The sequence below is a fragment of the Erythrobacter sp. JK5 genome (assembly GCF_018205975.1).
In the GTDB taxonomy this organism is placed as follows: domain Bacteria; phylum Pseudomonadota; class Alphaproteobacteria; order Sphingomonadales; family Sphingomonadaceae; genus Erythrobacter.
The window spans coordinates 2387293-2413300 of record NZ_CP073577.1; the positions used below are offsets into that span (position 1 = coordinate 2387293).

A 26008-nucleotide genomic window follows, 5' to 3' on the forward strand; every position below is an offset into this window, starting at 1 on the left:
CGGTGAGCCGTGTTATGTTTCGCCGAGCGTCCGTTTGACGCAGACAAACTGCATACGGAGCCCGACGAGCGATCAGGGCGTCAGGGTTGGCCCCGCCATTCCGGCCCGCTGATCGTGAAGCCGCGCGCTTCGAGTTGGTCGAGCACCCCGTCCGGTTCGGCCAGCACCCTCAGCGGGACCACCGCCAGCGTGACGCCTTCGGTCGCGACCGCGCCTTCGATCATGCCGACCCATTGCGCGCGGATCTCCTCGCCGAGCGCGTCATCGGCCCACGGCCAGCAAGTGCCGAGCGCGATTTCGAGCGGGTTGCCCATCACGGCGGGCACATCGAACTTGCGCCAGTCCTCGCCGCGCTGTGCGATGATGCCCTGCCCCGCTTCGGTGGCGTCCATCGCCGCTTCGAGGCAGGGGATGTGCGAGGCGGGATCGGCGTCGGCGAGATTATCGAGCAGGTCCTCGCCGCGAAATCTCTCCGGCCGGGTGATCGGCACGTCGGCCCTGTCCGCCGCCTTGCGGACCACTTCGGTGGCGTCGTCGGTAGTGTCGTCGTCGAAATCGAGCCGCCGTGCGAGCAGATCAAACGCGGTCATCAGGAACGATCCGCGATCGTAGTCCTGATCGTATTGCTCCTCGAGCGCGGCGAGGCGCGCGCGCTGGGCCTCGTCGAGATAGTCGGCGGCGACGGTCTTTTCGGGCAGCCTGGTAAAGCGCCCGCCGCGAAAGATCAGCCGGAAGACGTCTCCGGGAGAGAACTTGGGCTGCGCGCGGACGATGACACCCTGCGCTTCGGCGGTGGCTTCCTCCAGCCGGTCGGGCTGCCATGGGGTGGATTTGGGCACCGCACGGATTTCGCCGACAAGGACGATGGTGCCGGTCGGCGTGTCGATCGTCCACATCGGCGCGCCCGAACGCTGCGCGGTGACGACTATGGTGTTTTCGGCGGGGGTGGGTCCTTGGGCAACGGCCGCGCCGCTCCAAAAGCCAAGGAAAGCCATGAGGCCGAGAATTCTTCCTGATTTCAACAAAGCGCGATCACCATTCACACCCCCCAGCAAACGAGGATCATGTTGTGGTCCAGGCCGGATGAACTAGTAATGACCTCTGGAGGACAACGAATTGATGACTCGGTTGGCATTCCCGATTTGCGCCGCACTTGCTGTGGTCGGGTGCGCCACATCCGCCGACCCATCAAAAAGCACATTGCTTGCGACCATCGACCACCACGAATGGGGAGACCCAAGTCGGCTGCGCGTCGATCTCGATTCTGGCCAATACTCGATCGAATACGGAAAATGGGACAGAAATGCACCAAGCTCACGGAGTGGGTCTCGCGGCAAGCCCATTGCCGGTGAACTGGGCCAAGGGAAAATCGACACGCTAAACCGACTTGTATTTGCCGCGCAGGAGAAGGGGCTGGTCAATCAAGATTGTGCTGCAAAACCACGAAACGAACGAGAATCCATAGTAATCACAAACGGAGGAACACCTACCCTCAGAGTCATCAGCGATGGCGCAAAGCTGACTGCTCATAAGGACCTCGAGTGTTGGACAGAGGCCGCCAACGAGATTGAGAAGTATCTCGTCGAGCTATTCGATGAGGAGCGCGGTCTCATCGCCGACTAAGGCACCAACACCGTATCCTGCGCCACCTCCGCGGTTTCGGGATAATCCAGATTGTAGTGCAGCCCGCGGCTTTCGTGCCGGGCCAGCGCCGATGTCACAATCAGCTCCGCCGCCTGCAGCAGGTTGCGCAGTTCGATCAGATCGGTGGTGACGACGAAGCTGCCGTAGTAATCCTCCACCTCCTGTTTCAGCAGCGCGATGCGGTTGGCGGCGCGTTCGAGGCGTTTGGTGGTGCGCACGATGCCGACGTAGTTCCACATGAAACGGCGGATCTCGGTCCAGTTCTGCTTGATGACGACCTGCTCGTCCGAATCCGACACGCGGCTTTCGTCCCACGGCTTGATCGGCGGGGGCTGGTCGAGGGTGTCCCATTGCGCAAGGATGTCGCTCGCCGCCGCTTCGCCGAACACGAAGCATTCGAGCAGCGAGTTCGATGCCAGCCGGTTCGCGCCATGGAGGCCGCTTTCGGTGCACTCGCCGGCCGCCCACAGGCCGGGCAGGTCGGTGCGCGCATCGAGCCCGACCACCACGCCGCCGCAGGTGTAGTGCTGCGCGGGGACGACCGGGATCGGCTGGCAAGTCATGTCGATGCCGAGGCCGGACAGCTTCTCGTGGATCGTCGGGAAGTGTTCCTTCACGAACTCCGCCGGCTGGTGGCTGATATCGAGATGGACGTAATCGAGGCCGTAGCGCTTGATCTGGTCGTCGATCGCGCGGGCGACGACATCGCGGGGCGCGAGCTCCATCCGCTCCTTGTCGTAATCCTCCATGAAGCGGTGGCCGGTTTCCGGGTGGAACAGCCGCCCGCCCTCGCCGCGCACCGCCTCGGTGATGAGGAAGTTCTTGACCTCGAGATTATAGAGGCACGTCGGGTGGAACTGCATCATCTCCATGTTGGAGACGCGCGCGCCCGCTCGCCACGCCATCGCGATCCCGTCCCCGGTCGCGCCGCGCGGCGCGGTCGAGAACTGGTAGACACGGCCCGCTCCGCCCGCTGCCAGCACGGTGGCGCGCGCGACGTGCCGCTCGACCCGGCCGCTTGCCTCGTCGAGCGCGTACACGCCCCACACCCGGCCCGCGGCGGAGAAGTGTTCGCGATGGCGATCGGTAATGAAGTCGATGCAGGTCAGCCCGCCGCGCATGGTGATGTTGGGATTGGCTTCGGCGGCCTTGAGAAGCGCCTCCTGCACCGCCCAGCCGGTCGCATCGTCGACATGCACGATCCGCCGGTGCGAGTGCCCGCCTTCGCGGGTGAGGTGCAGCGCATCCTCGTCGCGGTTGAATGGGACGCCGAGCTCGCACAGCCGGTCGATACTGGCGGGCGCGCGCTCGATCACGAATTCGACCGTCTCGCGGTCGTTCAGCCCGGCACCCGCGACCATCGTGTCGCGCACGTGGTTCTCGAACGTGTCGCCGGCATCGAGCACCGCCGCGATTCCGCCCTGCGCCCAGGCAGTCGATCCGCCGGTGAGCGATCCCTTGGCGAGCACCAGCACGCGCTTGCTCTCGGCCAGCGCCAGCGCCGCGGTCAACCCCGCCGCGCCCGAGCCGATGACGATGATGTCGTATTCCGGAGTGGTTTCAGGCGTGTCTCCCATCGCGCCGCCATGGCCCGCAATGGGGCGCTAGGCAAGGGCGCAACTGAGCGAGGCGCTTGTCATTCGTGTCGCCCACCGGGGCGTAATCGTTAGGGAAAGCACCCGAACGTGTTACTATCGTGCCGAAAGACCGGGGGTCGCTGAGTCGGCGGAGGCAATGTCGCTCCGTTATGGCGACTTGGCTGGGGGGAGTATCATGTCGTTTCTATCGCTGGCGAAATGCCTGCTCGATCACCACCAGCCGTTGCGGCGCAATGTCGAGCGCGAGGGCGATGAATATGTCGGCACGTGTCGCCATTGCGGAAAGGATATTCACCGCACCGCCCCGCGCCGTTGGCGGCACCAGCACTCTTAGCGATCGGCCCGATCGGATTCCGGTTCGAAAAGGCTTCAGCCCGATCCGGTCAGCTGCACGAACACGTCCTCGAGATCGGCCTCGCGGGTGGTCACGTCGACGATCGTGTGCCCGTGCGATTGCACCAGCGCCAGCACCTGTCCCGCGCTCGTCGCGTCGCGATCGTAGGTCACTTCGAGCGTGCGCGGGGTCAGCAATTCGCAGCGGTTGAACTCGGCCTCGCGCGGCACTTCGGCGATATCCGCGTCGAGTTCGATCCGAACCACCTTGTCGCGCGCCATCTCGATCAGTTCCTGCGTCGGCTTGTTGGCGATCAGCTGTCCGTGATTGATGATCGCGATCCGATCGCACAGCTCTTCGGCCTCTTCGAGATAGTGCGTCGTCAGCACCACGGTCACGCCTTCGCGGTTCATCTCGGTGACGAGCTCCCACAGCTGGCGCCGTAGTTCGACGTCGACCCCGGCGGTCGGCTCGTCGAGCACCAGGATCGGGGGCGAGTGCACCATCGCCTTGGCGACCAGCAGTCGCCGCTTCATCCCGCCCGACAGCGTGCGAGCATAGGCATCGCGCTTGTCCGAGAGGCGTACGGCGGCGAGCAGTTCCTCGCTGCGCCGGTCGCTTGCGGGAACTCCGTAGAACCCGCCCTGGTTCTCGAGCACTTCGAACGGGGTAAAGAACGGGTCGAACACGATTTCCTGCGGCACGATCCCGATCGCGCGACTGGCATTGCGCCGGTGCGTATCGATGTCGAAGCCCCAGATTTCTGCGCTGCCCGAAGTCTTGTTAACCAGCCCCGCGAGAATATTGATCAGCGTCGATTTGCCCGCGCCATTGGGGCCGAGCAGGCCGAAGATCGAACCCTCGGGCACGTCGAAGCTGACCCCGTCGAGGGCGAGCTTGCCCTGCGCATCCTCGCCGGTCGCTCCCTTGGGCGCGGCGTAGCGCTTCACGAGGTTGTCGATGCGGATAGCGGGCGGTGTGGCCATGGGCCCGCCATAGAGCAGCGACAGGGGCGCGCAAGGGTCCAGGCACATGGTCGAATTCCGCAATGCTTGCGCTGCCGTTAACCCTGCTTGGTGAGGACAAGGATACACCTGCGGCCCTAGTGCAGCGTCGTGATCGATCGCTTTCCTTCCACGCCGCGCCTGCGCGCAGCGCGACGCGCGTCCTTGGCGGGAGCGCTCATTGCCGGGCTCGCGCTCGCTCCGGGAACGGCGCAAGCCCAGTCGGACCAGAGCATCACTACGCGTGTCGGGTTGATCGACCCTCTCACCATCACCAAGCTCTCCGACATGGATTTCGGCGACATCATCGGGCCGAACGCCGGGACCATCGTTCTCACCCCGACCGCGACGCCGAGCTGCACCGCGACGGGCGGGCTCGTCCATACCGCGGAATGCCAGCCCGCCACTTTCGGCGGCTACGGTCCGACCAATGCCCGCGTGCGCGTGCGCCGTCCGATCGGCAACACGATCACGCTGACCGGCCCAGGCGCGGACATGACCGTCACCAACATCACCATCAATGGCGACCCCGACCTGACGCCGGTGCGTTCGAACCCCAACTGGGAGCGTTTCCGGATCGCCAGGGCAGACGGTACCTTCATATTTCGCGTCGGCGGCACGCTGAACGTCAATGCCAACCAGGCGCCGGGCCTTTATACCGGTACGTTCGAAATCCGGCTCGATTACCAGTAATCGCGATCTGCGCTTGTTTGCGAAAAATTAGGCATGCTGCTTCACCCGAATTTGCCCGTGGAGCCCGTAAAGCACCGCGAGATGATGCGTCCTCTGAAACTCCGATGGCCTCGCCGGACCGGCCGCCTCCTGACCGGTTCGATCTCGCTGGCAGTCGCTGGCTTCGCGCTTTCGGTGAGCCCTGCTTCTGCGCAGGATACCGCCAGCGTCCCCACCGCCGTGCGTCTGCAGGGCGATACCCGCATCACCAAACTGGGCGATCTCGATTTCGGCGATATCCTGCCGGGCGCGAGCGGCGGGACGATCACCGTTGCGGTCGACAGCACAGTCTCGACCAGCGGGACGGTGCAGTCGCTCAATAGCGGACAGCAGGCTGCCTCGTTCGAGATAACCCGTCAGATCCTGGCCGACTTCCCGACCTATGTCGGCCCGGGAGGCAGCGACACGATCCAGCTGGTAAATCAGGGCGATCCGACGGCGACGATGACGCTGCGCAATTTCACCACCGATTTCAACCGCACGATCATCTTCGGCCTGCCCGCCTATCTGTTCCGTACCACCTACGATTTCCGCGTCGGCGGGACGCTCGATGTCGCTGCGGATCAGGAGCCGGGCAGCTATCTCGGCACCTTCGTGGTCACGATCGATTACAACTGACCCGGTCGCTTCGGGAACAAACAGCAATTGAATTCGCCGCGCGGCGCGATTATTCGCTCGCTGCATGAGCATGCCACCTCCTCCCGAAGTCCTGCTGGTCGAAACTCGCCGGGTCAGCTGCGATGGTGCCAGCGGCATTCGCGCGGGCGATGGCTATCGCCCCGCTGCGCTCGGCCATCCGCGGATCTATCTCGAGATCGACGAGCACGGCTATGTCGATTGCGGATATTGCGACCGGCGGTTCGTGCTGAAGGGAGGACCGGCAGACGGGGTCGACCAGGCGAGCCTGCCCGATATTTCCGAAGGTGCCGATCCGGGGCACCGGTAACCGGCGAGCTCGGCAAGAGCCGATTAAGCATGATCTCAAACCAAAATTAACCCATCGTCGCTAGCCACTCTGGCAACAGGGGCGCCAAGGTTATCATGCTGTCTATTTTCCGGAAATTCGGTCTGCCGTACGCGGCAATTGGGTACTTCTGCGCGCCCGTTGCCGCGCTGGCGCAAGACGCCGACAGCGCCGATGCGCAGGCGTTTCTCGTCACCCCGCTCAGCTTCGTCAAGCAGACCGACCTCGATTTCGGCCAGATCATCCCGGCGAACACCAACGGCACAGTCACGATGGATTCGACCGGCGCGGTGACGACCACCGGCGGCGTGGTGCAGGTCGACGGAACGCAGATTCCGGCGCGGTTCTGGGGGTACGGCACGTTCAACCAGACGGTGCTGATCAATATCGATGCGAACACCTATCTGTTGACCCGCGAAGGCGGCACCCAGACCATGCTGCTCGACCGCATGACCATCGGCAGCGCGCCGCCGATCCGCATCCGCACCAGCCCGCGTCGGTTCCGGATCGCCAATCCCGATGGCTATTTCTCGTTCACGATTGCCGGGCGTTTGCAGGTGGGAGCCAATCAGGCCCCCGGGGTCTACAAGGGCGAGTTCGCGGTCACGCTCGAATACGAATAGGCCCGCATGGCCGCGCCCGATGCTCATCGCGCGTTCAGGCAAGCGGGTGCAGTGTGGTGCTCCAGTCTAAGAGGAGACCGCCGATGCTTCGCCTGCCGCGTCCCGCCCGCCTGTCCGCTCTCGCTCTTGCCGGTGCTGCCGTCACCATGACGCTCGGGGCGGTTTCGCCCGCCATGGCCGAACAGGATCAGCCGGAATCGGACCAAATGACCAAGGGTGAGCAGAAGCTCGCCAAATTGCTCGAAGGCCGCGTCGCCGGCGAGCCGCAACGATGCATCCGCACACGGATCAACAATCGGCTGCGCGTGATCGACGAGACCGCCTACGTCTATGGCAGCGGTCGCACGATCTACGTCCAGCGGACCCGCAATCCCGACCAGATCGACAGCGACGACGCACTGGTGACGCGCCGGTTCAGTGCCAGCGAGCTGTGCAAGCTCGATGTCGTAACCACGGTCGATCGCTCCGCCGGATTCTTCACCGGCGCAGTGTTCTTCGCCGACTTCGTTCCGTACACCCGTGTGGACAACGGCGAGGACGCCGACGGCTGATCGTCAGCCGCAAACGGCGCTGTCGGAGCGCCTGCACCGTCCCGCCGAGGATCATCAGGTCCGACAGTAAGGCGGACCCTGCATCGGAGCTGCGCCCGGCCCTGAATTCGCCCGATTGCGTACGGGCGCGTTAACCCACTGTAATGGTTTGACCGGGCGGCAATCCCGCTCAGATCCGCTATGCGGGCACTTTCTCGTGCATCATCGCGTTCATTCGCGCGAGAATGTCCTCCGCCTGGCTCATGATTCCGTCGATCAGGTCCTGGCAGGTCGGGATATCGTTGATCAGCCCCGCGACCATGCCGCAACTCCACGCGCCCTTGTCCATGTCGCCTTCCATCATGATCGAGGGATAGACCCCGGCGACTTCGGGCAGGATATCCTGGATCGTGATTGCATCGCCCAGCTCCTTTTCCTTTTCAAGCAGCCGCTCGACTGCATCGTTGTGGAGCACGCGTTCGGTGTTGCGCAGCGGGCGCATCACAAGGCGGGTATCGAGTTCGCTGGCCTCGACGATCGCGCGCTTCACGTTCTCGTGCACGGACGCTTCCTTGGTGGCGATGAAGCGGGTGCCCATGTTCATCCCCTGCGCGCCCATCGCCAGACTGGCGACGAGACTGCGCCCGTCGGCCATGCCGCCGCTTGAGACGAAGGGAATGTCGAGCTCGTCCGCCGCGCGCGGCAGCAGGATGAAATTGGGAATGTCGTCTTCGCCCGGATGCCCGCCGCATTCGAACCCATCGACCGACACTGCGTCGCAGCCGATTTCCTGCGCCTTCAGCGAATGCCGCACACTGGTGCATTTGTGAATCACCTTGATGCCTGCGTCCTTGAGCGGCGGCAGCAGCTCGACCGGGTTGCGCCCGGCGGTCTCGACGACCTTCACTCCGCCATCGATGACCGCCTTCAAAAGACCGGGATAATCGGGCGGAGTCAGCGTCGGCAGGATGGTGAGGTTCACACCAAACGGCTTGTCGGTCATGTCGTGGCAGCGCGCGATCTCGTTGGCGAGCTTTTCGGGCGTGCCCTGCGTGAGCCCGGTGATGATCCCTAGGCCGCCCGCATTCGAAACCGCCGCCGCCAGTTCGGCAAAGCCGACGTAGTGCATCCCGCCCTGAATGATGGGGTGCTGGATGCCGAACATTTCGGTGATGGCGGTCTTCATGGGTCAGTGTCCTCCCGGGAATGGTAATTTTCGCGTGAGACAAGCGGAGAATCCGCTCGCTTGCAAGCGCGCATTTGAGGAGGCCCCAAGCCGTAGCGTCAGGCCGGGTCGCGCGTGATCGGGCCGGTTTCGCACAGCTCGCTGACCACGCAGATGTCGCATTTCGGCACGCGCGCGCGGCACACACGCTTGCCGAACTGGATCAGCCAGAAATGCCCGTCCGCCATCGCCCAGTCGGGGCTGCGCTCTTCCAATTGCTGCGCGGTTTTGTCCGCCGTCTTGGCCTGCGTCAGCCCGATGCGATTGCACACCCGGTGCACGTGGGTGTCGACCGCGATCACGTCTTTGCCGAAGGTGAAGCTCATCACGATGTCCGCGCATTTGCGCCCGATCCCCGGCAGGCTCATCAACCCTTCGCGCGTGTCGGGGACCGCGCCATCATGTTCCTCGAGCAAGGCGGTGCAGAACTTGCGGATGTTCTTCGTCTTGTTGTTGTAGAGCCCGCACGGCTTGATCGCTTCGGCGATGGCCTCGTCATCGAGCGCGAGCATGTCCTCCGGCGTTTTCGCCAGCTTGAACAGCGCGCGCGTCGCCGCGGCCGTGTTGCGATCGAGCGATTGCGCGGAGAGCATGCAGGAGATGCACGATCGAAATGCGTCGGGCTGCCCCTTCGGCCCCTTGGCGTTCTTCGTCCGGCCCGGCATTGCCTCGGACAGGCGGCGGTACACCTCTTCGACTTCGTTTTCGCTGAGCATGAAGGTTCAGCGAGCGGGAGCGGATGCGGTTCCGGTTTCGCAATCCTCGCGCACCGGGCAGCCATCGCATTTCGCCTTGCGGGGGCGGCAATAGGTCTGGCCGAGTTTCTTCAGCAGCAGGTGGTGTTCGTCCATGTCGGCGGCAGTCCATTCCGGCGGCACGATTGGCATCAGCGCGTCATAGGTCTTCGCCGTGTCGGCCCTGGCTGGGACGATCCCCATGCGCTGCATGATCCGGCGGTGATGCCCGTCGATCACCATCGCGCGCCGCTCGAAGGTGCTGGCGTTCATTACCCCGGCGGAGTTCTTGCGCGCTACTCCGGGCAGCGTTTCGAGCCATGCCATCGCATCGGCGGTGTCGAGATTGGAGAGGTGCCGCAGGTCGACGCTGCCGCGTTCGGCGATGATGGCGTTAAGGCAGGCCTTCAGCCGCTCGGCCGCAACGCTTGGAAAGGTCTGGCGCTGGAGCCGGGCTTCGAGATTGTCGACCGGCGCCGCCGCGACCTCCTCCCACGATCCGTATTCGGCGATCAGCGCGTCGGTCGAGGCATTCGAGGCTGCGGTCCTGGTCTGCGCGCCGATCACCCCATGAACCAGCACCCACACCGGTTCGCGCCGCTTGTCGGGCGGACGGACGATCCGTCCGAACCTTTCGATCAGCGCGGCCTGGACCCGGCGCAGGATTTCGGTGCGATCATCGGGCCCCAAGTCGAGCTGCATGGCGCGCTCCCCAGCCGGCAAGCGCAAGCGCGGAGCAGGGCAGCCAGACCCATACGAGTTCCGACACGATCGTGACCAGTCCGCGCGGCGAGAAGAACGACAGGCCGATCGGCGAAACCCGGATCGGGGTTGCCGGCGCAAAGATCCGCGCCTGGTGGAACGGCCACCACAGCGCCGATCCCAGCCCGCCGCTGGTGAGCGTATCGAGCAGCCCGTGGCTGGCCATGGCAAGGAACAGGAAGGCGAGACCGGTGAGGCTGCGCGCTTCCTTCCACACCAGCGCCAGCGCCGCCGCGCACAGCGCCGCGAAGGCCAGCGAATGCGTCGCGCCGCGGTGACCCCACGGGTCGGCATAGTCGATTCCCAACCCGAACCCGATCACGTCGGCATCGGGCAAAATTGCAAACATCGCACCCGCGATGGCCAGCCGGGGCGAAATCCGCCCGCCCCCTGCCGCAACGGCGATTGCCATCGGCACCACCGCATGGGTGAAGATTGTCGGCAATGGGGTCTACCGCTCGAACGCGATCGAGAAAGTCACCGGCACGGCGGGCGTGATCGACGGCAACCCGGCAAGCTGCTGCAACTGCGCCAGCCCCTCAGTCAGGTCGAGCGCATCGGCGTAGACGATCACCGGCTCCTTCGAGGCGACCAGCACGCGGTCGGCGGAGACACGGGTGACGTCGACCTCGGTGTCGATCGCGGTTTCCGCGCCCTTGACGCTGAGCGTGCCCTTGAGCGGTTGGGTGGTGCTTTCGCCCACTGCAAGCGCTTCGAACGCGGCAGGATCGACCTGCGCGGTGATCGTCGCTTTGGGAAACTCGGCGACGTTGAAGAAAATCTCGCGCATCCGCTCGTTGCGGATATCGACCCCGGTGCTGACCGTGGCGAGGTCGATCTCGACCGTCGCCGCGCCATCGGGGGCGACGCTGCCCGAAAGGCCCGTGAAATGGTTGTTTTCGGCAATTTCGCCCGACTTCACGCTGACATAGTTGAGTCGCGAGGCGTCGCTGTCGACGGTCCAGGTCCCTTCGGCCAGCGGCGGAGCCTCGGCGGGGGCCTGCTGGCAGGCGGCGAGTGCGAGAAGCGCCGATGCGGCGAGGATGCGGATTGTATGGGGCACGGTCATTTTCCTCGGGTTTCGACAGATTGGCTTTGCCGAGCTAACGCCACAAGCGGCGAAAGGTTGCAAGCCGCTCGCGCGCAACGGACAGTCTCGTTGACTTTTCGACACGAAAGTGTCATTTTGACACCATGTCGAGAACCGTAAAGATCGATGAAGAGCTGGTCGAGCTGATCAGCCGTGAAGCCAAGCTGATGAGCCGATCGCTGGCGGGCCAGGTGCGTCACTGGGTGCGCATCGGGATGAATGTCGAAAAATCGCGCTTTTTCAACTCTTCGCTGGTCGCAGATGCCCTCAACGGGCGGATCGGACCCGACGCGCTCACCACCGAGGAGCAGGAAAGCTTCGTCGAAGGGCTGTTCGATGCCGCGCGCGACGGCACGCCCGAACAGGCGCAGTTTTTCGCCGATCGCCGGGCCAGGGGGCTGGGCGCGGGTCTGACCGATGATGCCGAAACACGGAAAGCCGGTCGCGGGTCCTGATGGCGATTGCCGCAGGGTGTCCGACGCTGTTCCTCATCGCCGGGCCGAACGGGGCGGGCAAGACCACCTTCTACGACACCGTCCTGAAGGCGCGGGTCAACGCGCCATTCGTCAACGCCGATATCATCCAGCGCGACGAATTGCGCGATCCGTCGCTCGATGCCGCCTACACGGCAGCCCGGATCGCCGGCGAACGGCGCGAGGAGTACATTCGCCAGGGGGCCAGTTTCGTGATGGAAACGGTGTTCTCGCACCCGTCGAAGCTCGAATTGCTGGCTTCCGCCCGTGACGCCGGGTTTCGCCTGATCGTGTTTCACCTCAACGTCGCGACCCCCGATCTGGCGGTCGCGCGCGTCAAGGCGCGGATTTCCGAAGGCGGGCACGAGGTGCCCGAACACAAGATCCGCGAACGGTTCGAACGCAATCAGGCGCTGATCCGGCAGGCGGCGCTCATGGCCGACCGGGCGCTGGTGTTCGACAGCTCGGCGCTGAACGAGCGCCCCCGGGTTCTGCTCGAACTGCGGCAGGGCCGGGCCGTGCGCATCGGCGACGACCTGCCGGACTGGTTCCTGGCCCTGTATGCGCATCCCGACATGCGGGACTAGCACGGCCTACTCCCATTCGATCGTGCCTGGCGGTTTCGACGTGTAGTCGTACACCACCCGGTTGATGCCCTGCACCTCGTTGACGATCCGGGTCGCGACCTGCGTCAGGAAAGCGGCGTCGAACGGATAGACATCGGCCGTCATCCCGTCGGTGCTGGTCACCGCGCGCAACCCGCACACGCTGTCATAGGTGCGCCCGTCGCCCATCACGCCGACGGTCTTGACCGGCAGCAGCACCGCGAACGCCTGCCAGATCGCGTCGTACAATCCGGCGTTGCGGATTTCCTCGAGATAGATCGCGTCGGCCTTGCGCAGGATGTCGCAGCGTTCCTTGGTCACTTCGCCAGGTATGCGGATGGCGAGGCCAGGGCCGGGGAACGGGTGCCGCGCGACGAAAGCTTCGGGCAGCCCCAGCTCGCGGCCCAGCGCGCGCACCTCGTCCTTGAACAGCTCGCGCAGCGGCTCGACCAGCTGCATGTTCATCCGCTCGGGCAGGCCTCCGACATTGTGGTGGCTCTTGATCGTGACGCTTGGCCCGCCGGTAAAGGAAACCGATTCGATGACGTCCGGATAAAGCGTGCCCTGCGCGAGGAAATCCGCTCCGCCAACGGCTTTCGCTTCCTTTTCGAACAGATCGATGAACGCCCCGCCGATGAACTTGCGCTTCTTCTCCGGATCGGTGACGCCCGCGAGCCCGCCGAGGAATTCTTCCTCCGCGTTCACATGGACGAGCGGGATGTTGTAGCTGTCGCGGAACAGCGCGACGACCTGCTCTGCCTCGTTCATGCGCATCAGACCGTGATCGACGAACACGCACGTCAGCTGGTCGCCGATCGCTTCGTGGATCAGCACCGCGGCGACTGCAGAGTCGACCCCGCCCGACAGCCCACAGATTACGCGGCCTGAGCCAACTTGAGCGCGGATTTCCTCGATCTTGGTCTTGCGGAACTCGGCCATGGTCCAGTCGCCGGTGAGCCCGCAGACATGGCGCACGAAATTGGCGAGCAGCCTGCCGCCATCGGGCGTATGGACCACTTCGGGGTGGAACTGGGTGCCGTAGAATTTGCGCTCTTCGTCGGCGATCACCGCGAATGGCGCGCCGTCCGAAGTGGCGACGATCTCGAATCCGGGCGCGAACTGCGTGACCTTGTCGCCGTGGCTCATCCAGACCTGGTGCCGCTCGCCCTCTTTCCAGAGACCGTCGAACAGCGCGCAATCCCTGGTTACGGTGAGATAGGCGCGGCCGAACTCGCCGCCTTCTCCGGTCTCGTGACCGGGCCGGACTTCGCCGCCCAGCTGCTGGCTCATCACCTGCTGCCCATAACAGATGCCGAGGATCGGCACGCCCGCTTCGAAAAAGGCTTGCGGTGCGCGCGGGCTGCCTTCGTCGGGAACGCTCGCGGGCGAGCCGGACAGGATGATGCCCTTGGGCTTGAGCCGCTTGAACGCTTCCTCGGCCATGCTGAACGGGGCGATCTCGGAATAGACCCCCGCCTCGCGCACCCGGCGCGCAATCAGCTGGGTTACCTGGCTGCCGAAATCGACGATCAGGATCGAATCTGGAAGATGCTCTGCGTCCATGTCCGCCGACTAGGGAGCGTCCTCCGCGCTGTCCAGCATCCGGACACACTCTTGCACCGCGCCGCGAAAGGTTCCCGATAAAATCGCGGAAATCGGTGCAAAGTTTGGAACCAACATCGCGCTATTCGCATTTGCACAATTACCTTGTGCACTGCACCAGAGTTTCAAACAAAAACTGAATGTCGGAAACACGGCATCGCCCACCTCTCTGCCGAAGGAATTTTTCATGCGTTTCACTCTCCCGATCATCGCGCTCGCCGCTCTTGCCGCGCCACTTGCCGCCGCACCGCAGACCGACGTGGCAATTGTCGACGTTCGCATCTCCTATGTCGATATCGACCTTTCGACCCCGGAAGGTCGCGCCACTCTCGAACAGCGCGTCGAAACGTCGGTGCGGAAGGCCTGTACGATCGAAAGCAAGTCCCGCTTTACCTATGGCCGTGCGATCCTTGACGAAAAATGCTTCGCCGACGCCCGCGTGCTGGCGCTTGCCGAAGTCGAGCGGATTGCCGCTGCCGAAACGCGCGCCGGGCGCGAAGTCGCCGCCAACTGAGCCGCAAACCATTGCGATACTGCAGGAGGCCCGCTGGAGCGATCCGGCGGGCTTCTTTTTATCAGCGCTGGCGCACGGGGTAAGGTTGCGCAATTTGCAACTACATTGCGGATTTTCGCATTTGCGTTCGATGCAATCGAACATCATCTGAAAGGGCAAGGCGGGACCGGCCCTCTCTCTCCATCCGGAACCGCTTATCCGGGAGCATCGAGCCTCAAGAATGCTCGAACACTGCCGGTCTGCCTGCCTCGGCAAGCGGTCGAATAATGTGGCGCACCCCCCTCGCGCCCGCGACCGCGGTGGTCGATAGCAATGCGCCCGGATGGGCGCATCTGCATCGACCCAGAAAGTCGGGGAGGGCAGCGATCGAGACGCGGCTGCCGCAGTCCTCCCCCCCAACAGGCGGCCGCGTCTCCATCATCCCCTCGCGAGCGACGTCTCCTGATTTGCCTATCGCCAAATGCGATTACGCTGATCGGTAATTACGTTTCTCAACGAAGCAACAATCTTACGCTTCTGTTCGTATCTGTTACTGCAAGCCCGGCTAGGTGTCGGACGCACACCCAGGAGTACGAACCATGAGCATTGTTACCGAAAAAGCGATCGCATTGATCCTCGCCCTCGGCATCAGCACGATCTCGTTCAACACGCTGATCGTCTAATCGAAACATACCGGACCGGAAGCGCCAGCGCACGGGCGCTTCCGGTCCGTGCTATGCCTGGTCGGCCCGGTCGCGCAGCTCGGTCTTGAGCAGCTTCCCGATGTGACTGCGCGGCATTTCGTCGATCGGGTGCAACGCCGACAGCCGCTGGGTCTTCCCAAGCCGGGCATTCACCGAGCCCATGATCGTCTCCGCGTCGCGTGCATCCGCCGAAAACACCGCAAAGCCGACCGGGGTTTCGCCCCATTGCTTCGACGGCACGCCCACGACCGCCGCCTCGACTACGTCCGGCTCTTTCTCCAGCTCCGCTTCGAGATCGCTCGGATAGATGTTGAAGCCGCCCGAGATTATCATGTCCTTGGCGCGCCCGACCAGTTCCACGAAACCGTCTGCGTCGACCCGCCCGATATCGCCCATCCGCATCCACACTTCGCCGGTTTCGGGATCGGTCCATTGCGCCTCGGCGGTCTTGCCCGGCTGGTTCTTGTAGCCCGACATCATCGTCAGCGAGCGACCGATCAGGTTGCCGGGCGTGCCGGGCGGCACTTCCTGATCTTCGTCGTCGAGCACCTTGAGCTCGCTTCCGGGCGCGGGCCTGCCGACGGTGTGGAGCTTGTCGGGGAACTGGTCGGCCTGCAGCAGGCACACGACCCCGCCCTCGGTCATCGAATAGATTTCGACCAGCCCGCCCGGCATCCGGTCCAGCACTTCGCGCTTCAGCTCCGCCGAGAACGGCGCGGAAGTGCAGTATTTCATGACCAGGCTGGAGAGGTCGAATTCGTCGAACCGCTCGAAATCCATCAGCCGCTGGTATTGCACCGGAACGAGCATGGTCACTGTCGTTCGGTCGGTTTGCGCGTGCTCCAGCCAGCGGGCGCAATCGAACTTGCCCATCACCCGCACGCTGCCTCCGGCGAGCAGCGGAGCGAGGAAAGCGACCATGGTGGTGTTCGAATAGAGCGGAGTGGAAGCGAGCGAGCGCACTGGCAGGCCCGCTTCGAGATAGGACAGCGCGGTCGCGCCGAATTGCCGCCAGCGCATCTGGTGCGAATGCACGATCCCCTTGGGAATGCCGGTGGTCCCGCTCGAATAGATGATGTTGAACGGATCGCCGGGTTGTGGCTCGAAATCGGGCGCGCGGCTGCCCGGCGGCGCCATCCACTGTCCGATATCCTCGAGCGGGACGCGGATCAGGTCGGCCATGAAATCGGAGCCCAGTTCCGCCGCCTTTCCCGCATCGATGAACAGGTGGATCGCGCCCGAATCTGTCGCCATGCCTTCGAGCTGCTCGCGCGTGGCGCTGGCGGTGAGCGGCGCCGCGACACCTCCTGCGCGCACCGCGGCGAGGAAAACGAGGGCATACTCAACCGAGGAGTAGCCGAGGATCGCGACGGACTGACCGGGATTTAGCCCCGTTTCGACCAGTCGTGCCGCGAGCCGCTCGACTTCGCCGATCAGTTCGGCCCAGTAGACTTCACGCCCTTCGTCGACGAGCGCCAGCGCATCGGGCTGACATCGCGACCACTCGGTGAGGATGCCGATGAAGGAGCCGAACGGCTCGGCGAGGCGTGCCGGCATAAGCGCTTGGGCGGTCTGGTTGTTCATGGCACACAGGTTTAGCTTGCGGCGCGCGCACCGCAACAGTCGCTCACGCCGAAGGGAGATTGAAAATGCATCGATCGGTCCTCGCGTTTGCCGCGGCGATGCTGGTCGCCGTGATGACGCCGGGAGCCGCGTTGACACAGGAGAGCGACAGCCACGACGGGCCGCTGCCACCGCTGCTGGTGATCCTCGCGCACCCGGACGACGAAGTGATCATCGCCCCGGCGCTCGCCCGGATCGCGCGCACCGGACGCGAAGTGCGGATCGCCTTTGCCACCAGCGGCGACGCCGGTCCCGGCGAAAGCGGCCTTGAACCCGGAACCGCATTGGCGAGATTGCGCGAGGAGGAAGCGCGCTGTTCGGCGCGGGCGCTGGGCATTGCCGAACCGGTATTCTGGGACCTTGGCGATGGCAAACTCAGCATCCTGGCGCGTAGCGAGGACAGCCCGGCCAATCAGGCGCTCGATCTGATCCGTCGGGCGATCGCCCAGCACGGCCCGGGCCAGGTCATGACCTTCGGCCCCGATGGCGGATATGGCCATTCGGATCACCGGATGGTGAGTGCGCTGGTGTCGCAGGCGGTTCAGGGCATGGGCGAGGCGCGCCCGGAACTGCTTTATGCGGCAATCGCGGAGGGCACGCTGCCACCCATCCCCGAGCTGCAACGCTGGGCCACCACCGCCCCTGACCTGATCAGCCATACGGTGCTGTACGAACCGCTGGATCTGGCGGCCGCACAGGCTGCGACAGGCTGCTACGAGAGCCAGTTTTCCGCCGAAGTGCGCGCTGCGCTCGCCACGGTCTTCGACCAGTCGATCTGGCGCGGCACGGTGAAGTTTCGCAGCGGATTGTAGCCGTCCACCGAACGCGGCACGATTGCGTCGTTCGGACCGTGGAAAAGCGCTTTGGAAACCACGCGAAAGTTTGGGATTCGCCCGCGCAGCGCCTATATAATCGGCATGGACGAGAACACTCCCGAAAACACCGAAAACACCCCTGAAAAAGCCCGCCAGATGGGCGAATACGGGGCGGATTCCATCAAGGTTCTCAAGGGCCTGGACGCGGTTCGCAAGCGCCCCGGCATGTATATCGGCGACACCGATGACGGATCGGGCCTGCATCACATGGTGTTCGAAGTGTCGGACAACGCCATCGACGAGGCGCTGGCGGGTCATTGCGACCTCGTGCTGATCGAGCTGAACCCCGACGGCAGCGTCTCTGTCGAGGACAACGGTCGCGGCATTCCGGTCGGCATGCACAAGGGCGAAGGCGTCTCCGCCGCCGAAGTCATCATGACCCAGCTGCATGCGGGCGGGAAGTTCGAAAACACCTCCGACGACAACGCCTACAAGGTCTCGGGCGGCCTGCACGGCGTCGGCGTGTCGGTGGTGAATGCGCTGTCCGAATGGCTCGAACTGACCATCTGGCGCGACGGCAAGGAGCACTGGATGCGCTTCGAGCATGGCGATGCGGTCGCCCCGCTCGAAATCAGGGGCGATGCGCCCAAGGTCGATCGGAACCCCGACGACAACGGCTTCAAGAAGGGCACGCGGGTGACCTTCAAGGCGTCGACCGACACCTTCAAGAACGTCACCGAATTCGACTTCGACAAGCTCGAGCACCGCTATCGCGAGCTCGCGTTCCTCAACTCCGGCGTGCGGATCCTGCTGCGCGACAAGCGGCACGAGGATGTGCTCGAACACGACCTGTTCTATGAGGGCGGGATCGCAGCGTTCGTGAAATATCTCGATCGCAACAAGCAGCCGCTGGTGGCCGAACCGATCGCGGTGTCCGCCGACAAGGACGGTATCGGGATCGACGTGTCGCTGCAGTGGAACGACAGCTATTACGAGAACGTCCTGTGCTTCACCAACAACATTCCGCAGCGCGACGGGGGCACGCACCTCGCCGCGTTCCGCGCCGCGCTGACGCGCACGCTCAACGGCTATGCCGACCGCGAAGGCCTGCTGAAAAAGGAAAAGGTCAGCCTGACGGGTGAGGACATGCGCGAAGGGCTGTCGGCGATCGTCAGCGTCAAGCTGCCCGATCCCAAATTCTCCTCGCAGACCAAGGACAAGCTGGTGTCGTCCGAAGTGCGCTCGCCGCTGGAAAGCCTGATGGGCGAGAAGATGACCGAGTGGCTCGAAGAGAACCCGGCCGATGCCAAGGCGATCATCCAGAAGATCATCGACGCCGCCGCCGCGCGCGAAGCCGCCAAGCGCGCCCGCGAAATGAGCCGCAAGGGCGCGATGAGCGTGGCCTCGCTGCCGGGCAAGCTGGCCGACTGTCAGGAGCGCGATGCGACCAAGGCCGAGCTGTTCCTGGTCGAGGGGGATTCCGCCGGCGGTTCGGCCAAGCAGGGGCGCGATCGCAAGATCCAGGCGATCCTGCCGCTCAAGGGCAAGATCCTCAATGTCGAGCGCGCGCGGTTCGACCGGATCATTTCGTCGAAGGAAGTCGGCACGCTGATCCAGGCGATGGGCACCGGCATCCGCGACGAATTCAACCTTGAAAAGCTGCGCTATCACAAGATCGTGATCATGACCGACGCCGATGTCGACGGTGCACATATCCGCACGCTGCTGCTCACCTTTTTCCATCGGCAGATGCCCGAAATCGTCAAGGCCGGGCACCTGTTCATCGCGCAGCCGCCGCTGTTCAAGGTCTCCAAGGGCCGCAGCGAGGTCTATCTCAAGGATCAGGCCGCGCTCGATCGCTATCTGGTCGATGCCGGGTTGCAGGGCCGGGTGCTCGAAACCGCGGGCGGCGCGCGTTCGGGCGAAGATTTGCACGGGCTGGTCGGACACGCTCTGCGGGTCCGCAACCTGATGGCGTTCGTACCGCGCAAATACGATCCGTCGGTCATCGAGCAGATGGCGCTCTCGGGCGCACTCGATCCCGACCTTGCGCGCGACGTGCGCGCGCAGGCGCTCGACCTCGCAGCCCGGCGCCTCGCCACCGCAGACGACGACGCGCGCTGGTCCGCGCAGCTGCGCGAGGACGGTTCGGTGCGGTTCGACCGGGTGTGGCGCGGGGTGACCGACGTGCACGAGATCGAGGCCAAGTTCATGGGCAGCGCCGAAGCGCGCAAGCTCCATTCGCTCGCCGGACAGCAGGCGGAAGTCTACGCCCGTCCGGCAAGGCTGGTGAAGGCAGGCGACGTCGCCGAAGCGGATGAACCGGAGGTCCCCGACGACGCCGACGAAGCCGAAGAGGAAGTGATCGATGCCAGCACGGACGATGCGATCTTCCGCCCGACCCAGCTGCTCGACAACGTGCTGGCTGCGGGACGCAAGGGTCTGTCGATCGCGCGCTACAAGGGGCTGGGCGAAATGAACGCCGAGCAATTGTGGGAGACCACGCTCGATCCCGAAGCGCGCGTGCTGCTGCAGGTCAAAGTCGAGGATGCCGACGTTACCGACGAAATCTTCACCCGGCTGATGGGCGACGTGGTCGAACCGCGCCGCGAATTCATTCAGGACAATGCGCTGAATGTCGCCAACCTCGATGTGTAGGTTCCCCTTGATGTTTGAGCGGTAAACGGCAACATCCCGGCGCATGCCCAACCAGTCGCATCACACCATCGAACTGCAGCAGATCAGCTTCCTGCTGATCCTCGCGGCGGTGACGATCATGCTGGTATGGATTGCGTGGCCTTTTGCCACATCGCTGCTGTGGTCGGCGCTTGCGGCGATCATGTTTCAGCCGCTTTACAAGTGGTCGTTGATCAAATGCCGCGGCAAGCGCAATCCGGCGGCCGTCCTGACGCTCACGATCATACTCCTGGCGGTAATCCTCCCGGCGCTGTGGATCGGGACATTGGTGGTGCAGGAAGCTCTGGAGCTGATCGGGGCGTTGCAGGACGATCCGATCGATCTCGCCGCCTGGGCGACCCAGATCTACGATATGCTGCCAGCCCGATTGCAGAACATGATCGACGAAAGCGGATGGACCGATATGTCCGAAGCGCAAAACCGCCTGCAGGACCTGCTCGGCGAAAGTTCGGGGATGCTTGCCAGCCAGGCGGTGTCGATCGGCAGCGGCGCGCTGGGTTTCATCCTGAGTTTCGCGCTTGGGCTCTACGTAACCTATTTCCTGCTGCGCGACGGATCGCGGATCGCCGAGACGATCCTGCATTCGGCCCCGGTCGAACGCGAGATTGCCGACCGGCTCGGCCAGCGCTTCATCGGGATCGTCCGCGCTGTCATCAAGGGATCAGGCGTGGTCGGCCTCGTCCAGGGGACGCTGGGCGGCATCACCATGGCGATCGCCGGGGTACCCTCGGCGCTGCTGCTGGGCGTGCTGATGGCGATCCTCGCCCTGATCCCGGCGGTCGGCACGGCGCTGGTCTGGGTGCCGGTCGGAATCTGGCTGCTGGCCACGGGCGCGGTGTGGCAGGGCGTTTTCGTGCTCGGATCGGGCTTCATCATCATCAGTTCGGCCGACAACGTGCTGCGCCCGATCCTGGTCGGTCGCGACACCGGCATCCCCGACTGGATCATTCTCGTGACCACGCTGGGTGGACTGTCGATCGCCGGGTTTTCGGGCATAGTGCTGGGACCGCTGGTGGCCGGCCTGTTCCTCGCCACCTGGTCGATCCTGCAGGAACAACGCGCCGAAGACGAGGAAGCGGCAGAGCGCTATCGCACACGGGTGGGCGTCGATGGCAAGGCCCGGCCGCTCGAAGACCCTGCGGAAGACCACGAACCGGTTCCCCGCCACGAGAACGCCTGAGCCATGCGGGCCGTGGTCGAGCCGGGAAGCCAGGCCGAACAGGTCGGCCGGTTGCTGATCGCGGTGGTGGTGGTGCTGGCGCTGCCGGCCCTGCCGTTCGGGACCTACCTGATCTATCCGTTCGTGATCCTGACCACATGGTTCCACGAGATGGGACACGGCATCAGCGCGCTGCTTGTCGGGCAGGATTTCCAGCGACTGCTGATCTACGCCAACGGCTCGGGCGTCGCAGAAAGCCTCGTCGACACCGATGCATCGCGGCTGACCCAGGCGGCGATCGCGGCGGGTGGCCCGCTCGCGCCGTGCATCGCCGGCGCGGGGTTGATCCTGGCCAGCGCGCATCGCAAGCTGTGGCGGGGTACGCTGGTAGCGCTGGCGGGCGTGATCTTCGCCTCGGTCATCGTCTATGTCCGCAGCGAGGTGGGAATCGCGGTGCTGCCGCTGGTGGGCGCGCTGCTGGTGCTGATCGCCTGGAAAGCGCCGGACGGATTCGCGCGTTTCAGCCTGCAGTTTCTCGGCGTGCTCGCGGCAATGAGCATGCTGCGCGATTTCAACTACCTGTTCACCGAACAGGCGGTGATCAACGGGCGGCGCATCCTGTCGGATACCGGGCAGATCGAGGCTTCGCTGTTCCTGCCGCACTGGTTCTGGGCAGGCGCCATCATCGCGGCTTCGGCGCTGATGATCGGGCTGAGCCTGAAATACGCCCTGCGCGACATTCGCCCGGGCGGGCCGAAGCGCAAGCCGCCGGCCAATGTCCTCCAGTTCCGGCGACCCGGGCGATAGCGCCGGGTCGGGTCAGCCGGCCACGCGCAACGTGTTGACGCCGCTGGCCCCGTCGCCCGCTTCGCGCGACAGGCCGATGAAGATCGTGTCGACGATCCGCGCGAGCTTTTCCTCGGTCAGCTTGTCGCCGAGATATATCATCGCGTCCGGCAGCGTGTAGTTCGATACCATCTGGTTGATCAGCGACAGCGTCTCGTCGATCTCCAGCCCCGCGAAGAACCCTTCCGCCTGCGCCTCGGCGATGAGCTCGCACTGATAATGGTCGGCAAGATCGACGTAAGAGCGCACCCGTTCGAAATTGGCCGCACCCATTTCGCAGATGATCGTGAAATATTCGGGATCATCGCGAAAGCGGTCGCGCGATATCACGAACCGGCGGCGAAAGAATTCGTACATCTTGCGAGTGGGGGAAGCTTGGTGGAGAGCACTTCCTCCATCGCCGCCATGTGCGGTTGCAGCCAGATCTTGGCGACCGCATCGAACAGGTCGTCGTAATCGTCGAACACCTGTTCGAAACGGCTGCGCGAGAGGCCACTTTCGGCGAGCGCCAGCGAATAGGGAATCTCCGCGCCGCGCTGCTTGACCAGATCCAGCACCAGCTGCGCGATCCGGTCGCGCTCGTCTTCCCGGGTCTGTTCGTTCAGTACCATGCCTCGCGCGAGCCTCCCTCGTCGATGGCGACAAGATAGGGCCGGTGGCCAGCGGCTTAAAGATACATCTTCAAAAAATTGTGCGGCGCGGGAGAACGATTGCCGGAGCCCGACGCTCAGACGTCGTTCTTGCCCGCAACGATGTCGCGCGCCTGCTGTTCGAATACCTTGTAACGTTCGTAGTCGGGAATCTTGGAGCGGAACCATTCGGCGAGCTTGAGCAGGTCCTCGCCGTAATTCCCGGACGGGATCATCGGCGGGCCGAAGCCGATCACCATCCTGTCGTTATCGGCAAAGGCCGGGACGATCGGCACGCCTGCCGCCTCCGCGATGCGGTAAAAGCCCGACTTCCACTTGCCGTCGGTATTGCGGGTGCCCTCTGCCGCGATCACCAATGCAAGTTCCTTGCGGCGATCGAACTCGGCCTTCATCTGCTCCACGATCCCGCCCGGGGCGTTGCGATCGACCGGGATGCCGCCCATGTCGAGCATGAAGTTCCGCATGATCCCCTGGAACAGCGTGTGCTTGCCCATGAAATTGGGCTGCACCTGCTCGGCATGGGTTGCGCCGGCGAAGAACACGAAATCCCAGTTCGAGGTGTGCGGCGCGCCGGCGATCACGTATTTCTTCAGGTTCCCGGGCAGGTGCCCTTCGATCGTCCAGCCCTTCCATTTGTACAGGAACAGGATGATCCGGTTCACGATGCGCGAAAGCAGCGTGACGTTGCGCGTTTCGTTATGCTTCAAGTGCGTTGCTCTCCCCGAAGGCGTTCTGTGCCCATATTTGGGGGAGTTACGCAAGGGAAAGGACGAGGGTTGCACCGCAAGCGAGCACTGGAGTGTCGGCTCGCCGATCCCTACCCTCGCCGGGTCAGGGATCAGTCGGCGGCGCATGCCTCGATCAGCACTCGGCCCGTTTCGATCGGCACTCCGCCCCGAATTCCGGCGATCGGATTGCGCAACGAATACCAGTCGCGCCCCGGATCGGAATACAGCGCGATAAACGAAGCCTCGTACCCGGGCGCAATCTTGCCGCCCTTGCGATCTTCGCCGAACGCGATGCGGAAGCCGTTTTCGGTCGCGATCCGCAGCAATTCCGGTCCATCGAAGATTCCGGAGACGCGCATCAGGTCAAGCTCGTCGAGCGCATCGGCGCTGTAACGGTCGGAACCCGCGCCGATGGTCACGCCAGCCTCGCGCAGGAGCTTGAGGTTGTAGGCCTGCAATTCCTGCGCTTGGAGCAACGCATCGCCCGATGCACTGTTGAAGGCGATCGCCAGGGTCGGCACGACGGCTACGTTGTTCTTCGCTGCCAGAGCGGCGTCCTGCGGCGTGAGGCGGTACAGTTCCTCTTTCCCGCGTCGCGGCCCGGAATGGCCCGGCATGTGGACGATCGCGGCAACGCCCAGTTCGAAGGCAAGCCGCGCATCGTGCGCATATTCGACATGGATCATCGGCCGCAGGCCCAGCGTCTTGGCCTCGTCCACGGCCGCGCGAAAGCGCGCCTCGTCGAGCGAGTCGGTGCCGGGCGACGTGTGATCGTAAAGCATCATCTTGACGGCTTTCACGCCAGTCGCCGCCACCTGGCGGACCGCCTCGCGCGCTTCTTCGGGCGTGGCCGCCTCGTGGTAGGCGCGCCCTGGAAGCTCCTCGATCGCGATGTCGCGATAGATCCCGGCGCGCACCAACCCTTCGTAAAGCGGGCGCGGGTGTCCGCCCGGCCCGGTGATGCCGCCGCCGGTAAAGGCGACCTCGACCTGATCGGGTGCCAGCGGCAGCGCCCCGTCTTCGAGCAGGATGCTGTTGGGATTGAGTGCGAAATAGATCCCGCGATCGAGGAAATCGCGATGCGCCGAATTGCCCGGCTTGGACACCTGATCGAGCGTGTGTGTGTGCACATCGACGATCGGCGGCATGACGTACATCCAGCTCGCCGGGATCCTCGGCGCGCCTTCGGGATGATCGGCGACGAACATTGCGCCATTTACCGAGACGTCGCGCTGTTCGAACCCTGCGCCGGTAAAGACGTTCGCGCCTTCGAGCGTGAACCGGCATGTCGCCGCCTCCTGCGCCTGAGCGGCGGGGCAACCGGCGAGCGCAGCAGTAGCAGCGACAAGGGCGAACGAGAGTGGGTGCTTGATCATGCAACCTGTGTAACCCAGTCCGCACAGCCCCCACCGATTTGAGGCGAATGGCCCAATCGCGCGGCGAATGGACGCTGCGTCAAAGGCTGCGTTCGCGCAGCGCCCTGGCCCCGGACTTGCTCGCGGTGACGCTCCGCCCTTCTTCCAGATGCAGCACCATCCGCCCGCCGCCGCCCGGCTCTGCGCGGACGACCCGGTCGAGATTGACGATTGCCCCGCGATGCACGCGCACGAAACGTTCGGGCAACTCATCCTCCAATTGCCGCATCGTCTTGCGTACGGTCAGCACGCGTGTGCCGATGTCGATCTCGACGTAATCGTCGGCGGAGGTGACCAGCAGGATGTCTTCGATCGAGAGGGAAACGAGTTCCTCGCCATCGCGCACCAGCAGGCTGGATGCGCGGACGACCGGAGCGGCTTCACGCCGTGGCTCGGAATTGGCGGTCGATGGACGCCGCCGCGTCGCATAGACCAACGCTGCGAGCGCCCCATAGACTGCAAAGCCCTGAAAATACTGCCACAGGAACGCCGGCCCCTGAAACGGCTCGATCAGCGCGCCGGTCAGCAGCGATCCGTCGCGCCAGCCGAGCAGCGAGATGTCGATAATGTACCATCCGAAGGAAAATACCGGCGCCAATGCAACATGCGCGCCCGCCTGCACGATCACACGCTGCGTCAGGACGAACCGCGTCAGCATGATGGCGAACAGCAATCCGGTCAGCCAGCTCGATCCGGTATTGATCAGCGCGCTCGCAAGCGCATCGTCGACGCTCGACGCGCGTCGCGCCATGAACAGCCAGAAATAGCCAAGCGCGATGATGATGTGCCCTGCGGTCCACGCCGCCCAGAAGGCATGGCGGACCAGCCACGCTTCGAGCGCGGCGAGCGTCAATCCGTCAGTCTGGGCTTCGGTTTTCCCGGCGCGGGTCGCCATGGTGAGACCTCCTGCAAGCACGCTGCCTACCAGCTACGCAAGACCATGCGAGGGGGTTTCAGC

General features: G+C 64.2%; 29 protein-coding genes. 13 read left to right on the forward strand and 16 right to left on the reverse strand.

Annotated elements, in window-relative coordinates:
• Positions 1 to 80 precede the first annotated feature (80 nt).
• Complete coding sequence (locus tag KDC96_RS11595) at positions 81 to 995, reverse strand: TraB/GumN family protein (RefSeq protein WP_249171774.1); 915 nt, start codon at positions 993 to 995, stop codon at positions 81 to 83.
• Between the two features lie 124 nt (positions 996 to 1119).
• Between KDC96_RS11595 and KDC96_RS11600 the strand changes: the two genes are divergently transcribed.
• Positions 1120 to 1623, forward strand: coding sequence for a hypothetical protein (locus KDC96_RS11600; protein WP_212448584.1), 504 nt, complete (start codon positions 1120 to 1122; stop codon positions 1621 to 1623).
• Here the strand turns inward: KDC96_RS11600 and nadB are convergent.
• A complete protein-coding gene (gene nadB, locus KDC96_RS11605; RefSeq protein ID WP_212448585.1) occupies positions 1620 to 3221 on the reverse strand; it encodes an L-aspartate oxidase in 1602 nt (533 codons plus the stop codon). The genes KDC96_RS11600 and nadB overlap by 4 nt on opposite strands.
• 390 nt (positions 3222 to 3611) lie before the next feature.
• Positions 3612 to 4562 carry an ABC transporter ATP-binding protein gene (locus KDC96_RS11610; protein ID WP_212448586.1) on the reverse strand — a complete coding sequence of 317 codons (951 nt, stop codon included), beginning with the start codon at positions 4560 to 4562 and terminating at the stop codon, positions 3612 to 3614.
• A 129-nt stretch (positions 4563 to 4691) separates the two neighbouring features.
• On the opposite strand from KDC96_RS11610, the gene KDC96_RS11615 reads away from it, so the two are divergent.
• The 5 genes from KDC96_RS11615 to KDC96_RS11635 all read left to right on the forward strand — a co-directional run bounded on the left by KDC96_RS11615 (position 4692) and on the right by KDC96_RS11635 (position 7450).
• Complete coding sequence (locus KDC96_RS11615) at positions 4692 to 5273, forward strand: DUF4402 domain-containing protein (RefSeq protein ID WP_212448587.1); 582 nt, start codon at positions 4692 to 4694, stop codon at positions 5271 to 5273.
• Positions 5274 to 5354: 81 nt separating this feature from the next.
• Entirely contained in the window at positions 5355 to 5930 is a 576-nt protein-coding gene (locus KDC96_RS11620; protein WP_212448588.1) for a DUF4402 domain-containing protein, read from the forward strand.
• Between the two features lie 70 nt (positions 5931 to 6000).
• Entirely contained in the window at positions 6001 to 6258 is a 258-nt protein-coding gene (locus tag KDC96_RS11625; RefSeq protein WP_371815556.1) for a zinc-finger domain-containing protein, read from the forward strand.
• Between the two features lie 95 nt (positions 6259 to 6353).
• Positions 6354 to 6899, forward strand: coding sequence for a DUF4402 domain-containing protein (locus tag KDC96_RS11630; protein ID WP_212448590.1), 546 nt, complete (start codon positions 6354 to 6356; stop codon positions 6897 to 6899).
• 83 nt (positions 6900 to 6982) lie between these two features.
• Entirely contained in the window at positions 6983 to 7450 is a 468-nt protein-coding gene (locus KDC96_RS11635) for a hypothetical protein (RefSeq protein WP_212448591.1), read from the forward strand.
• A 178-nt stretch (positions 7451 to 7628) separates the two neighbouring features.
• Here the strand turns inward: KDC96_RS11635 and KDC96_RS11640 are convergent, their stop codons facing one another.
• The 5 genes from KDC96_RS11640 to KDC96_RS11660 all read right to left on the reverse strand — a co-directional run bounded on the left by KDC96_RS11640 (position 7629) and on the right by KDC96_RS11660 (position 11213).
• Positions 7629 to 8615, reverse strand: a complete 987-nt coding sequence (locus tag KDC96_RS11640) for a nitronate monooxygenase family protein (protein WP_212448592.1) — start codon at positions 8613 to 8615, stop codon at positions 7629 to 7631.
• A 98-nt stretch (positions 8616 to 8713) separates the two neighbouring features.
• Entirely contained in the window at positions 8714 to 9370 is a 657-nt protein-coding gene (gene nth / locus KDC96_RS11645) for an endonuclease III (protein WP_212448593.1), read from the reverse strand.
• A gap of 6 nt (positions 9371 to 9376) precedes the next feature.
• Positions 9377 to 10090 (reverse strand): endonuclease III, encoded by a 714-nt coding sequence (nth, locus tag KDC96_RS11650; protein WP_212448594.1) that lies wholly within the window; start codon positions 10088 to 10090, stop codon positions 9377 to 9379.
• Positions 10065 to 10595, reverse strand: coding sequence for a metal-dependent hydrolase (locus tag KDC96_RS11655; protein ID WP_212448595.1), 531 nt, complete (start codon positions 10593 to 10595; stop codon positions 10065 to 10067). The genes nth (KDC96_RS11650) and KDC96_RS11655 overlap by 26 nt, the downstream gene beginning before the upstream one ends.
• A 6-nt stretch (positions 10596 to 10601) precedes the next feature.
• Positions 10602 to 11213 carry a YceI family protein gene (locus KDC96_RS11660; RefSeq protein ID WP_249171775.1) on the reverse strand — a complete coding sequence of 204 codons (612 nt, stop codon included), beginning with the start codon at positions 11211 to 11213 and terminating at the stop codon, positions 10602 to 10604.
• A gap of 131 nt (positions 11214 to 11344) precedes the next feature.
• On the opposite strand from KDC96_RS11660, the gene KDC96_RS11665 reads away from it, so the two are divergent.
• A complete protein-coding gene (locus KDC96_RS11665) occupies positions 11345 to 11695 on the forward strand; it encodes a hypothetical protein (protein WP_212448597.1) in 351 nt (116 codons plus the stop codon).
• Positions 11695 to 12300 carry a zeta toxin family protein gene (locus KDC96_RS11670; RefSeq protein ID WP_249171776.1) on the forward strand — a complete coding sequence of 202 codons (606 nt, stop codon included), beginning with the start codon at positions 11695 to 11697 and terminating at the stop codon, positions 12298 to 12300. Before KDC96_RS11665 ends, KDC96_RS11670 begins: the two co-directional genes overlap by 1 nt.
• A gap of 6 nt (positions 12301 to 12306) precedes the next feature.
• Here the strand turns inward: KDC96_RS11670 and guaA are convergent, their stop codons facing one another.
• Both guaA and KDC96_RS11680 read right to left on the reverse strand, forming a co-directional pair.
• Complete coding sequence (guaA, locus tag KDC96_RS11675; protein WP_212448598.1) at positions 12307 to 13881, reverse strand: glutamine-hydrolyzing GMP synthase; 1575 nt, start codon at positions 13879 to 13881, stop codon at positions 12307 to 12309.
• Between the two features lie 9 nt (positions 13882 to 13890).
• A complete protein-coding gene (locus tag KDC96_RS11680) occupies positions 13891 to 14109 on the reverse strand; it encodes a hypothetical protein (RefSeq protein WP_212448599.1) in 219 nt (72 codons plus the stop codon).
• Here KDC96_RS11680 and KDC96_RS11685 point away from each other — a divergent pair.
• Positions 14108 to 14434: a UrcA family protein gene (locus tag KDC96_RS11685; protein WP_212448600.1), complete on the forward strand. Its 327-nt coding sequence runs from the start codon at positions 14108 to 14110 to the stop codon at positions 14432 to 14434. The genes KDC96_RS11680 and KDC96_RS11685 overlap by 2 nt on opposite strands.
• A 713-nt stretch (positions 14435 to 15147) precedes the next feature.
• Here KDC96_RS11685 and KDC96_RS11690 read toward each other — a convergent pair.
• On the reverse strand, positions 15148 to 16701 hold the full coding sequence (locus tag KDC96_RS11690; RefSeq protein WP_212448601.1) for a class I adenylate-forming enzyme family protein: 1554 nt from the start codon (positions 16699 to 16701) through the stop codon (positions 15148 to 15150).
• Positions 16702 to 16766: 65 nt separating this feature from the next.
• On the opposite strand from KDC96_RS11690, the gene KDC96_RS11695 reads away from it, so the two are divergent.
• The 4 genes from KDC96_RS11695 to KDC96_RS11710 all read left to right on the forward strand — a co-directional run bounded on the left by KDC96_RS11695 (position 16767) and on the right by KDC96_RS11710 (position 22218).
• Positions 16767 to 17552, forward strand: coding sequence for a PIG-L family deacetylase (locus KDC96_RS11695; protein WP_212448602.1), 786 nt, complete (start codon positions 16767 to 16769; stop codon positions 17550 to 17552).
• 105 nt (positions 17553 to 17657) lie between these two features.
• Positions 17658 to 20213 (forward strand): DNA topoisomerase (ATP-hydrolyzing) subunit B, encoded by a 2556-nt coding sequence (gyrB, locus tag KDC96_RS11700; RefSeq protein ID WP_212448603.1) that lies wholly within the window; start codon positions 17658 to 17660, stop codon positions 20211 to 20213.
• Between the two features lie 43 nt (positions 20214 to 20256).
• A complete protein-coding gene (locus KDC96_RS11705) occupies positions 20257 to 21432 on the forward strand; it encodes an AI-2E family transporter (RefSeq protein ID WP_212448604.1) in 1176 nt (391 codons plus the stop codon).
• A gap of 3 nt (positions 21433 to 21435) precedes the next feature.
• Entirely contained in the window at positions 21436 to 22218 is a 783-nt protein-coding gene (locus tag KDC96_RS11710) for a M50 family metallopeptidase (RefSeq protein WP_212448605.1), read from the forward strand.
• Between the two features lie 12 nt (positions 22219 to 22230).
• On the opposite strand, the gene KDC96_RS16460 is transcribed toward KDC96_RS11710, so the two are convergent.
• The 5 genes from KDC96_RS16460 to KDC96_RS11730 all read right to left on the reverse strand — a co-directional run bounded on the left by KDC96_RS16460 (position 22231) and on the right by KDC96_RS11730 (position 25945).
• A complete protein-coding gene (locus KDC96_RS16460) occupies positions 22231 to 22614 on the reverse strand; it encodes a hypothetical protein (protein ID WP_249171777.1) in 384 nt (127 codons plus the stop codon).
• Positions 22584 to 22868 carry a hypothetical protein gene (locus KDC96_RS16465; protein WP_249171778.1) on the reverse strand — a complete coding sequence of 95 codons (285 nt, stop codon included), beginning with the start codon at positions 22866 to 22868 and terminating at the stop codon, positions 22584 to 22586. Before KDC96_RS16465 ends, KDC96_RS16460 begins: the two co-directional genes overlap by 31 nt.
• Before the next feature lie 116 nt (positions 22869 to 22984).
• The gene (locus KDC96_RS11720) at positions 22985 to 23614 is read right to left on the reverse strand and encodes a lysophospholipid acyltransferase family protein (protein WP_249171779.1); all 630 of its coding nucleotides are present in this window, start codon (positions 23612 to 23614) and stop codon (positions 22985 to 22987) included.
• Positions 23615 to 23745: 131 nt separating this feature from the next.
• Complete coding sequence (locus KDC96_RS11725; RefSeq protein ID WP_212448607.1) at positions 23746 to 25011, reverse strand: amidohydrolase family protein; 1266 nt, start codon at positions 25009 to 25011, stop codon at positions 23746 to 23748.
• Positions 25012 to 25090: 79 nt separating this feature from the next.
• Positions 25091 to 25945 carry a LytTR family DNA-binding domain-containing protein gene (locus KDC96_RS11730; protein WP_212448608.1) on the reverse strand — a complete coding sequence of 285 codons (855 nt, stop codon included), beginning with the start codon at positions 25943 to 25945 and terminating at the stop codon, positions 25091 to 25093.
• Positions 25946 to 26008: the final 63 nt, after the last annotated feature.

Coding starts and splice junctions, on each gene's coding strand:
- KDC96_RS11595 (WP_249171774.1), bottom strand. CDS start 995: ATGGCTTTCCTTGGCTTTTGGAGCGGCGCGGCCGTTGCCCAAGGACCC.
- KDC96_RS11600 (WP_212448584.1), top strand. CDS start 1,120: ATGACTCGGTTGGCATTCCCGATTTGCGCCGCACTTGCTGTGGTCGGG.
- nadB (WP_212448585.1), bottom strand. CDS start 3,221: ATGGGAGACACGCCTGAAACCACTCCGGAATACGACATCATCGTCATC.
- KDC96_RS11610 (WP_212448586.1), bottom strand. CDS start 4,562: ATGGCCACACCGCCCGCTATCCGCATCGACAACCTCGTGAAGCGCTAC.
- KDC96_RS11620 (WP_212448588.1), top strand. CDS start 5,355: ATGATGCGTCCTCTGAAACTCCGATGGCCTCGCCGGACCGGCCGCCTC.
- KDC96_RS11625 (WP_371815556.1), top strand. CDS start 6,001: ATGCCACCTCCTCCCGAAGTCCTGCTGGTCGAAACTCGCCGGGTCAGC.
- KDC96_RS11630 (WP_212448590.1), top strand. CDS start 6,354: ATGCTGTCTATTTTCCGGAAATTCGGTCTGCCGTACGCGGCAATTGGG.
- KDC96_RS11635 (WP_212448591.1), top strand. CDS start 6,983: ATGCTTCGCCTGCCGCGTCCCGCCCGCCTGTCCGCTCTCGCTCTTGCC.
- KDC96_RS11640 (WP_212448592.1), bottom strand. CDS start 8,615: ATGAAGACCGCCATCACCGAAATGTTCGGCATCCAGCACCCCATCATT.
- nth (WP_212448593.1), bottom strand. CDS start 9,370: ATGCTCAGCGAAAACGAAGTCGAAGAGGTGTACCGCCGCCTGTCCGAG.
- nth (WP_212448594.1), bottom strand. CDS start 10,090: ATGCAGCTCGACTTGGGGCCCGATGATCGCACCGAAATCCTGCGCCGG.
- KDC96_RS11665 (WP_212448597.1), top strand. CDS start 11,345: ATGTCGAGAACCGTAAAGATCGATGAAGAGCTGGTCGAGCTGATCAGC.
- KDC96_RS11670 (WP_249171776.1), top strand. CDS start 11,695: ATGGCGATTGCCGCAGGGTGTCCGACGCTGTTCCTCATCGCCGGGCCG.
- guaA (WP_212448598.1), bottom strand. CDS start 13,881: ATGGACGCAGAGCATCTTCCAGATTCGATCCTGATCGTCGATTTCGGC.
- KDC96_RS11685 (WP_212448600.1), top strand. CDS start 14,108: ATGCGTTTCACTCTCCCGATCATCGCGCTCGCCGCTCTTGCCGCGCCA.
- KDC96_RS11680 (WP_212448599.1), bottom strand. CDS start 14,109: ATGAAAAATTCCTTCGGCAGAGAGGTGGGCGATGCCGTGTTTCCGACA.
- KDC96_RS11690 (WP_212448601.1), bottom strand. CDS start 16,701: ATGAACAACCAGACCGCCCAAGCGCTTATGCCGGCACGCCTCGCCGAG.
- KDC96_RS11695 (WP_212448602.1), top strand. CDS start 16,767: ATGCATCGATCGGTCCTCGCGTTTGCCGCGGCGATGCTGGTCGCCGTG.
- gyrB (WP_212448603.1), top strand. CDS start 17,658: ATGGACGAGAACACTCCCGAAAACACCGAAAACACCCCTGAAAAAGCC.
- KDC96_RS11705 (WP_212448604.1), top strand. CDS start 20,257: ATGCCCAACCAGTCGCATCACACCATCGAACTGCAGCAGATCAGCTTC.
- KDC96_RS11710 (WP_212448605.1), top strand. CDS start 21,436: ATGCGGGCCGTGGTCGAGCCGGGAAGCCAGGCCGAACAGGTCGGCCGG.
- KDC96_RS16460 (WP_249171777.1), bottom strand. CDS start 22,614: ATGTACGAATTCTTTCGCCGCCGGTTCGTGATATCGCGCGACCGCTTT.
- KDC96_RS16465 (WP_249171778.1), bottom strand. CDS start 22,868: ATGGTACTGAACGAACAGACCCGGGAAGACGAGCGCGACCGGATCGCG.
- KDC96_RS11725 (WP_212448607.1), bottom strand. CDS start 25,011: ATGATCAAGCACCCACTCTCGTTCGCCCTTGTCGCTGCTACTGCTGCG.
- KDC96_RS11730 (WP_212448608.1), bottom strand. CDS start 25,945: ATGGCGACCCGCGCCGGGAAAACCGAAGCCCAGACTGACGGATTGACG.